This is a genomic window from Niallia sp. HCP3S3_B10 (assembly GCF_052064465.1).
GTDB lineage: Bacteria > Bacillota > Bacilli > Bacillales > Cytobacillaceae > Niallia > Niallia hominis.
Genome location: NZ_JBQHVO010000028.1, coordinates 48,638 through 57,606, shown reverse-complemented (window position 1 = coordinate 57,606; position 8,969 = coordinate 48,638). Strand labels below are relative to the sequence as shown.

The window sequence follows — 8,969 nt, the reverse complement described above, 5'->3', positions numbered from 1 at the left end:
AAGAAAACATTTAGAAAACGGATACAAAATTAGAAGTTTTACTTTATAAAAAGGGAGCTAAAAAAAACTCCCACAAAAACTTGACTCAATCGATTCATTTAAAGAATTTGAGCTTTATAGCAATTAATGATATATTTTAAATTATTAAAAAAAAAGGAATATTCAGGGAGTGTCATGCGTTGTCATTAGAAAATGTTCAAATTCATTTAAGTAAATGGAATAGAGAAAAAGATATTCAAGTATTTCAAACGTCTAGCGCTACTGTCTTAGAAGCAGCTGAAACATTAGGGGTAGAGCCAGAAAGAATCGCCAAAACGTTATCTTTCCGGAAAGATGATGATGCCATATTAATAGTTACAGCAGGGGATGCGAAAATTGATAACAAAAAATTTAAGCAAATCTTTGCAGAAAAAGCAAGGATGCTAGCGCCAGAAGAAGTATTGGAAAAAACAGGCCATGCAGTTGGTGGTGTTTGTCCTTTTGGGTTAGTAGAAAATTTGCCTGTCTATATGGATGAATCGCTAAAACGATTTACCACTGTGTTCCCAGCATGTGGAAGCAGTAATTCAGCGATCGAATTGACCAATGAAGAGCTATATATATATAGCAATGCAGTTGATTGGGTAGATGTCTGTAAGGGATGGGAATAAAAGGAATCTCCATCTATGAGCATAAATGATACATAGAAAAGGCTTGTCCAAAAATGGGACAAGCCTTTTGCGTGCTCTTATATTCTTATATTGAGAATTATTATTGAATATGACGATATACGCCAATTACTTTCCCAAGAATGCTTACATTACGAAGAATGATTGGTTCCATTGTACTGTTCTCAGGCTGAAGGCGAATAAAGTCGCGTTCTTTAAAGAATCGTTTAACCGTAGCTTCATCTTCCTCTGTCATTGCAACAACAATGTCTCCGTTGTTAGCAGAATGCTGTTGTCTAACGATAACATAGTCACCATCTAATATTCCTGCTTCAATCATACTTTCTCCCATAATTTCTAGCATGAATATTTGTTCATCACTTGGTGCTAGTCTTTCCGGTAACGGGAAATATTCCTCGACATTCTCGATAGCAGTGATAGGCAACCCCGCTGTAACTTTTCCGACTACAGGTACATTAATAATATTATATTTTGGTATATTACTTTCTTCTAAATCCAATATTTCAATAGCTCTAGGTTTTGTTGGATCACGACGGATTAATCCTTTACTCTCTAATCTTGCTAAATGGCCATGAACAGTTGAACTGGATGCAAGTCCAACAGCCTCTGCAATTTCACGAACAGAAGGTGGATATCCTTTTAGCTTTACTTCTTCTTTTATGTATTCTAGTATGTCTAATTGCCTCTTTGAAAGCTTCTGCATTATACGCACCTCGTTAAATTATTCTTGTACTAATTATAGCACGTTCTATATAAGGATACAAACATAAGTTCTATTTTGTTGTTGACAGGAAACGTTTGTTCGTATTAAACTAATTGCATAAACGAACATACATTCTAAATAAAGGTGGAATTATAAATGTCTAAATTGTGGGAAAAATATTCTTATACTATTATTCTTTTAATTTGTGGTTTTATAGCGTGTATAATGATTGTAGCGAATACTGGACAACCAGATTCTAGTAAATATGTGTCGATTACGGTAAAAAATGGTGAAACGGTATGGCAATTATCTAATGAATATGCCGGATCCTATAATATGACCAAAAAACAATTTATTAAATGGATTGAAGAGCATAATAATGTAGCTGCAAATAATATTTCAGCAGGAGAAGAATTAGTCATTCCAGTAAAAGTAGAGGATCATCAATTAATGTTAGCATCAGAATAATAGAAAAGGAATCTAGTAAGTAATGATGAATAAAAAGAATGAAAAGAATGCAATAATCTATTGTCGAGTGAGTACAGATAAAGAAGAACAGACAACTTCCCTAGCAAGGCAGGAAGAGGAATTAGTAGAGTTAGCAAATAAAATGGATTTTCAAGTGAAAAGAATCATATCGGAAAGAGCCAGTGGTTACGACTTAGATAGAGAAGGGCTACTTGAGCTTTTATCGATTATAAAAGAAGAAGAAATTTCGTCGATTTTAATACAGGATGAAACAAGATTAGGAAGGGGAAATGCAAGGATAGCGATTCTTCATTGCATTTTAAAGGAAAATGTTAAACTTTATAGTATCTCTTCCTCAGGAGAGCTTACTCTTTCAGAAGCCGATACGATGGTTTTACAGATTGTTAGCATAGTGGAAGAATATCAACGGAAAATACATAATTTAAAGATAAAAAGAGGCATGAGAAGAGCTGTAGAAAATGGGTATCGCCCAGACAAGAATTTAAAAAACTTAGGGGATCATTCAGGTCGACAGAAGTTAGATGTTCCCATAGAGGAAATCGTAAAACTAAAGCAAAATGGGTTAACATTTACAGAAATAACCTCCACTTTAAAGGGACTTGGATATCATTTTTCAAAGGCGACTATTCATCGCAGATATCAAGAATATATGGAGAAGCTATAATAGGAAAGACTAGATTACTTCTATGCTATGCTTAAAAATAGGAATGTACATGTATTTATGATATAATAGATTTTCAATTAGCCAGTTCATTTTTATAGACTGAGCTTTTTATTTTTGCTTTTATAAATAACCACCTTTAGTCCATACATGTAAACACAGCAAAAGTAAATGAAGAAGACTATTAAACAGAAATCATATACTATTTCTATAAAGGAGTTTAAAATGTTTCCTAAAAATAAACTTGATCGCATAAATGAACTTGCAAAAAAGAAAAAAGAGAAGGGCCTAACACATGAAGAAGCAAAAGAACAAACTAAGCTCCGTGGTGAGTATTTGAAAAATTTCCGTTCCACAATGGTAAATACGATTGAAAATGTAAAGATTTTTGATCCAAAAGGTAATGATGTAACACCACAAAAAGTGAAAGATATACAAAACAAAAAAAAGATGCACTAAGTTTCATGCTCGCGTCCTAAATAAAGGGCTGTTGTTTATGAACGAAGAAAAATATATAAAGTAATCTTTATGAAAAAATCTTAACATACGTTGTTAAGGTTTTTTTTTATGTTTTCTATTGGAATTTATGGGTAAAATACGAAATAAATGTCGAAAGTATATAGTGGTGCTTATTTTCTTAGTTTATTGGAGAAAAAGAATCTTTTAGGCATAATTATTATTTGAAAATGAGAGGATGTTGAATAGTGAATACAAAGCTTGACCATTTATCGATTGCTTCGATTAGAACTCTATCCATTGATACAATTGAAAAAGCAAAATCAGGTCATCCAGGAATGCCGATGGGAGCAGCTCCGATGGCGTATACCTTATGGACATCTTATATGAATCATAATCCTAAAAATCCTGACTGGTTTAATCGTGATCGCTTTGTGTTATCTGCCGGACATGGCTCTGCATTACTGTATAGCTTATTGCATTTATCAGGCTATGACTTAACCCTTGACGACCTAAAACAATTTAGACAATGGGGAAGTAAGACTCCAGGGCATCCTGAATATGGACATACTGCTGGGGTTGATGCTACAACAGGTCCTCTTGGACAGGGAATTGCGATGGCTGTGGGGATGTCGATTGCAGAAAAACAATTAGCGGGAGTTTACAATAAAGATAACTATCCAATCGTTGATCATTATACATATAGCATTTGTGGGGATGGCGATTTAATGGAAGGGGTATCTGCTGAAGCTGCTTCTCTTGCTGGACATCTAAAGCTAGGCAAATTAGTTGTAATGTATGATTCCAATGATATTTCTTTAGATGGCGATTTAGATAAATCCTTCTCCGAGAGTGTGGAACAGCGATTTAAAGCATATGGTTGGCAGTATATCCGTGTAGAAGATGGAAATGACACAGATCGGATCGCAAAAGCACTTGAAGAAGCGAAAAATGATCAAACGAAACCAACGTTAATTGAAGTGAAAACGATAATTGGATTTGGTGCGCCTAATAAAGCCGGTAAATCCCTTGTTCATGGCGCTCCCCTTGGTGCAGATGAACTTAAGCTAACAAAAGAAGCATATAATTGGACATTCGATGAAGATTTTTATGTTCCAGATGAAGTATATAATCACTTTAAAGAGTCTGTTGCTGTACATGGCGAGAACAAGGAAAAAGAATGGAATGAGCTTTTTTCAAGCTATGAAAAAGAATATCCAGAACTTGCAAAACAATTAAAAGCTGCATTAGCAGATACCTTGCCCGAGGGTTGGAATCGAGAAATGCCAGTTTATGAAGAGGGAAGCAGTTTAGCAAGTCGTGCATCTTCAGGGGAAGTAATCAATAGTATTGCAAAAAATCTTCCATTCTTAATTGGTGGTTCCGCCGATTTAGCAGGAAGTAATAATACAATGATAAAGGGAGAGAAAGATTTTACACCTGAAACTCCAGAAGGTAGAAATATTTGGTTTGGAGTAAGAGAATTTGCGATGGGAGCTGCTTTAAACGGAATTATGTTGCATGGTGGCTTAAAAATATTTGGCGGAACATTCTTTGTTTTTTCCGATTATTTAAGACCTGCCATTCGTCTTGCAGCACTAATGGGATTGCCTGTAACCTATGTATTCACCCATGATAGTATTGCAGTAGGTGAGGACGGCCCAACTCACGAGCCTGTTGAGCAATTAGCTTCATTAAGAGCGATGCCAAATCTATCTGTCATTCGACCAGCCGATGGGAATGAGACAGCTGCCGCTTGGAAAATTGCTCTAGAGTCTAAGGATAAGCCAACAGCATTAGTGTTAACAAGACAAAACTTACCGACGATTAAAGGTACAAAGGATAGTGCTTATGAAGGGGTATCAAAGGGTGGCTATATCATCTCTCCTTCAAAAGCAGAAACGCCTGATGCCCTATTAATTGCAGCAGGTTCAGAAGTTGGCCTAGCGGTTGAAGCCCAAAAAGAATTAGAGAAAGAAGGAATAAATGTTTCAGTCGTTAGTCTACCAGCATGGGATCGATTTGAGCAGCAATCCAAAGAGTATAAACAAAAAGTATTGCCAAAAACAGTGAAAAAAAGATTAGCGATTGAAATGGGAAGCTCTCTTGGTTGGCATAAATATGCAGGGGACGAAGGAGATGTACTCTCCATAGAAACCTTTGGAGCATCTGCGCCTGGAAATGAAATTTTAGAAGAATACGGATTTAGCGTGTCTAACGTAGTGAAGCGATTAAAAGCACTGTTAGAAAATTAAATGGTGCAGGATGGCTGTGTTTACTATCAGTCCATCCTACTTTCTCTGATTCGACAAAATAAGTCTGTTTTTTTTACACCTTGAGACACATCTTGAAATAAACCTTCTTTATAATAGAAGGAAAAGAAGTGGACAGGTTGGTGAAGGTGAAGTATGAGAAGATATCAATTGTATTTAATAAAAGAAAAGGTCGCCATTCATTATAACGGTAGAGAACGCTTGTTTTACAATTTATTTTCGGACCATACTAAAACAGACGATGAACAATTAAAGAGAATTCTTCAAAAACAGGTTGATTTTATCACACTTCCTATTTCCAAATGGATGATTGAAAATCAATTATATGCCGATCTGCAGCAAAATAAAAGCTTTCAATTAAAAGAGGGAGTTTTTTATATTGATAATGGAAATTTAAGCAAAGCATCGTTAACAGTGGAAGAGAATTATTTATCGATAGAAGCAGATGGCTACTATGATGCAGAATCTATTTTCTTTGAAATTATTCGCAAACATGAGCCTTCTTTTTTAGCCATTGATGTAGAAAATGGGAGATTCGGCTGGTTAAAACCGATAAAAGAAAGAAATTTTGTGTAAAATGGAGAAATTCTGTAACAGATATTGTATAATATTATCTGGTCTAGTACACTAAAGTATAGACAACATGAAGGAGGAAAAAAGATATGCCTTGGTACGCTTGGTTAAGTATTGTCGTAGCCTTAATCGCCGGTATTGTTATCGGATTTTTTATTGCGCGTAAATACATGATGAACTACTTAAAGAAAAACCCACCAATTAATGAGCAAATGTTAAAAATGATGATGATGCAAATGGGAATGAAACCTTCTCAAAAGAAAATCAATCAAATGATGACAGCGATGAACAAGCAACAAGGAAAATAATAGACGAGCTCCCTTGGTAACAAGGGGTGACATCCTATTCTCTTGGTTGATTAGATAGCAATCATTCGTTTTTATAACGTGATTATTAGTGATAGATGAAACAAACATAGAAGTTTTAAGTGAAATTGGTTAATCTGTCATCAAACTAGTTAAAACCGCCTATTCTGTTGGAAACTAAACCAATAGGAAGGTGGTTTTTTGTATTAGATTCACAAAAAAATTATTAACAAAAATCAAGAGTATCGAGCGATGAAACATTATCTACAAGAGAAAAAAGGAATTACTGTGTAAGATTTTATAACAGTACATGATGTAAAAGCTTATATTAGAATTATACAATTAGAGGGTTTACAAGCTCAAATTATTGTTTCAATGTTTAAGATCACAGAGCATTCCTCTTAGGGTTTGAATCTAAAAGATATGAAGAGAAGATTGCTAGAAAAGTTGAATCGCCTTAGTTACCTTTCTCGAACTAATAATTCAAATATATTAATGATTTTGGTATATCGATTTTTGGTGAAGGAAGTGGTTTAACCATTTTTTCAGATGCAGAAGTTATAGGATTACAAGCTACTGAGAATTTTCCAAACGTGACTGAAGTTATTGATTTACGTGTATGTTGTAAGGGAGTCTTTATTCAACAGCTAGAGTATATATAATTTCGCACGAAGAATGTATTGAAGAGTTAGTAAATACAATTAAAAACATTGTTGAAAATGCTTAGGGCGGGTTTTAACTCCTGGTTTATTTATTTCTCCAAAAACCTCGATAATTGACAAAATATTCTTTATTTCAAATTATTTTGTTTTGTCAATGAGAAAATATCCCAATGAATTTCTTCTTCCGAAGAGGAATATATGGTACAATATAGGCAATAAAGTATAGTAATAACTTCTTTTAAGGTGGTGTTACTATTTGGATAATAGGGAGGAAAAAGACATGGCAACAGTCGTAAAAAAAGAAGACCAAGTATTAGACTTCATGGATGATCTTCAAGACATTATTCAAAAAACAATTAGTGAAAAAAATCTAACTCCTGATGAAATTAAAAAAGCATTAGATTATAAAAGAAGATGACGAAAAAGTATAAAGTAGTTATTGATACAAACATTTTCATTCAAGGATAGTTTTATGGTAATTCAAATTGCCAAACTATTCTTAAACTAATAAGAGATAATAAAATAAATTTAGGTTTTTCACAAGATAGTATAGGCGAATTATTATATGTTACTAAAAATTTCGCTAGAAAATTTATCGATGATAAAAATGATAGATTGAAAACTTTAAATTACATTTCAAAATTATTTTATTATGGTAGTTCAGTAAATATAGCAGATATGGATGATGTTTCTGAGATTAAAGATAAAACAGATTTAATGTTTGTGCAATGTGCCATAGGTTATAACGCAGACTTTATTATTTCAAATGACTATAAAAGCGGCATGTTCGATGTATCACAATATTCATTCAATGTTCTTTCTGCTGAAGATTTTATCGAATTAATTAATGAAATATGAGAAACCCTCTCCTAAATTTATACTGATTGCTAAAAGTTATAATAAAGAATTTAATTTTTTGAGGTTAGTACAATTGGTGAAGGTCTGTTTATTTTAGATAGGAGAAAAGGTGAATATGCCACATTCCACCTATCTTTTTTCTCTTAATTCAGACCAAAAATATGAAAAATATAGATGCAACTATTTAAAAGATGAAATGAAGGATTCCTTTTTGGATTATTTAAAAAGAATGTAAATAAATTAAAAAAAGGCTCCTCGGCTTAAGTTTTGTGGGGTCTAAAGCTTGCTCTACTTCCAGCAGGAGTCGACCGTCCTCCGCTCCATTTCACTTCATTTTTAAACCTTTTTCTAAAATATAAATACGAACGATTATGTAAACTAACCGCATAATCGTTCGTATTTATTGTTAGCTGCAATGTTTATGTCCCAACCTTAGTTGCAGTAAGGATAGATGTCCATTCTGATAGAAGCTTTATTTTATATTTTTAACAACAGCCATTTCTTTCCCAAATCTATCTCCATTATCAATAAACCCCAAACTGGAATACAAAGAATGGGCTGCTTTATTTTCGGGATGATAGCCAACCACAATTTTTTTGAGATCAGGTATTTTTCTCATTTCCGCTACCATTAATAAAGTGGCTGCTTTTCCTATCCCTTGTCCTTGGAAATCTTTATCAATCATGATTCTATATATCCAATGTCCACCAAGTTCTTCGATTGAAGAATTGAACATTAAAAAACCTACTACATTCTCTTCATAATAGATAGCAAACGGATTCAAAGTTGGTGCAAATTTAGATTGAGCGATAGATATAGCATTTGGTTCCATAAATTTTGCTTGTTCCTCTGATAAGTTTAATCCACAGCATGTATACCAATTATCAGCATTCAGTTCTACAATTTTTACTTTGGCAGTATTCATCATTTTTTCCCCTTTTCAAATTTGGGGAATCCTAAATAGTTTTGTTAATTAGGCATATTCCCCTTGGAATCGATATGATTAAATTGCTTGTTTGTCATAATGAACGCCTCCTTTAACAAATTTGATTTCTAAATAAACAACCTTTTTATTATAACATATATACAGAAAATTAATTTAATTAAATTTTTTTAAACCATATTACAAAAGATGAGTTATTCGAACATTTATTCCTTTTTGTATTGACAGCTAACAATGGCGATATTAAACTAAATTTATATACGAACACATATTCGATTAGGGGGAGAGACGGGAAATAGACAAAACATTATCGAGAAATATAAAGCAACATACACACTAGATAAAAAGACGATTAATAAAGTAATATCATCCTAAAAG

The 8,969-nt window shown here is 33.4% G+C and carries 10 protein-coding genes and 1 pseudogene; 9 read left to right on the top strand and 2 right to left on the bottom strand.

The annotated features are described in order from the left end of the window. Positions 1-179: 179 nt before the first annotated feature. Complete coding sequence (locus ACTNDN_RS13555; RefSeq protein ID WP_251630092.1) at positions 180-650, top strand: YbaK/EbsC family protein; 471 nt, start codon at positions 180-182, stop codon at positions 648-650. A gap of 100 nt (positions 651-750) precedes the next feature. Here ACTNDN_RS13555 and lexA read toward each other — a convergent pair whose 3' ends face one another. Next, positions 751-1,371 carry a transcriptional repressor LexA gene (gene lexA / locus ACTNDN_RS13550; protein ID WP_031540276.1) on the bottom strand — a complete coding sequence of 207 codons (621 nt, stop codon included), beginning with the start codon at positions 1,369-1,371 and terminating at the stop codon, positions 751-753. Positions 1,372-1,527: 156 nt separating this feature from the next. Here lexA and yneA point away from each other — a divergent pair, with 156 nt between their 5' ends. The 8 genes and pseudogenes from yneA to ACTNDN_RS13510 all read left to right on the top strand — a co-directional run. Continuing rightward, positions 1,528-1,839, top strand: coding sequence for a cell division suppressor protein YneA (gene yneA / locus ACTNDN_RS13545; RefSeq protein WP_031540277.1), 312 nt, complete (start codon positions 1,528-1,530; stop codon positions 1,837-1,839). Between the two features lie 25 nt (positions 1,840-1,864). Continuing rightward, positions 1,865-2,524 carry a YneB family resolvase-like protein gene (locus ACTNDN_RS13540; RefSeq protein ID WP_031540278.1) on the top strand — a complete coding sequence of 220 codons (660 nt, stop codon included), beginning with the start codon at positions 1,865-1,867 and terminating at the stop codon, positions 2,522-2,524. Between the two features lie 222 nt (positions 2,525-2,746). Beyond that, the gene (locus tag ACTNDN_RS13535) at positions 2,747-2,980 is read left to right on the top strand and encodes a DUF896 domain-containing protein (protein WP_251630089.1); all 234 of its coding nucleotides are present in this window, start codon (positions 2,747-2,749) and stop codon (positions 2,978-2,980) included. A gap of 245 nt (positions 2,981-3,225) precedes the next feature. After that, positions 3,226-5,232 (top strand): transketolase, encoded by a 2,007-nt coding sequence (gene tkt / locus ACTNDN_RS13530; protein ID WP_441131315.1) that lies wholly within the window; start codon positions 3,226-3,228, stop codon positions 5,230-5,232. Between the two features lie 153 nt (positions 5,233-5,385). Next, on the top strand, positions 5,386-5,826 hold the full coding sequence (sirA, locus tag ACTNDN_RS13525) for a sporulation inhibitor of replication protein SirA (protein WP_441131314.1): 441 nt from the start codon (positions 5,386-5,388) through the stop codon (positions 5,824-5,826). 86 nt (positions 5,827-5,912) lie between these two features. Further along, entirely contained in the window at positions 5,913-6,131 is a 219-nt protein-coding gene (locus tag ACTNDN_RS13520; RefSeq protein ID WP_016205025.1) for a YneF family protein, read from the top strand. 939 nt (positions 6,132-7,070) lie between these two features. Further along, positions 7,071-7,208 (top strand): hypothetical protein, encoded by a 138-nt coding sequence (locus ACTNDN_RS13515; RefSeq protein WP_155986794.1) that lies wholly within the window; start codon positions 7,071-7,073, stop codon positions 7,206-7,208. A 74-nt stretch (positions 7,209-7,282) separates the two neighbouring features. Beyond that, positions 7,283-7,648: pseudogene (locus ACTNDN_RS13510) on the top strand (PIN domain-containing protein); the annotation flags it as partial. Between the two features lie 472 nt (positions 7,649-8,120). On the opposite strand, the gene ACTNDN_RS13505 reads toward ACTNDN_RS13510, so the two are convergent. After that, a complete protein-coding gene (locus tag ACTNDN_RS13505; RefSeq protein ID WP_251630086.1) occupies positions 8,121-8,573 on the bottom strand; it encodes a GNAT family N-acetyltransferase in 453 nt (150 codons plus the stop codon). Positions 8,574-8,969: the final 396 nt, after the last annotated feature.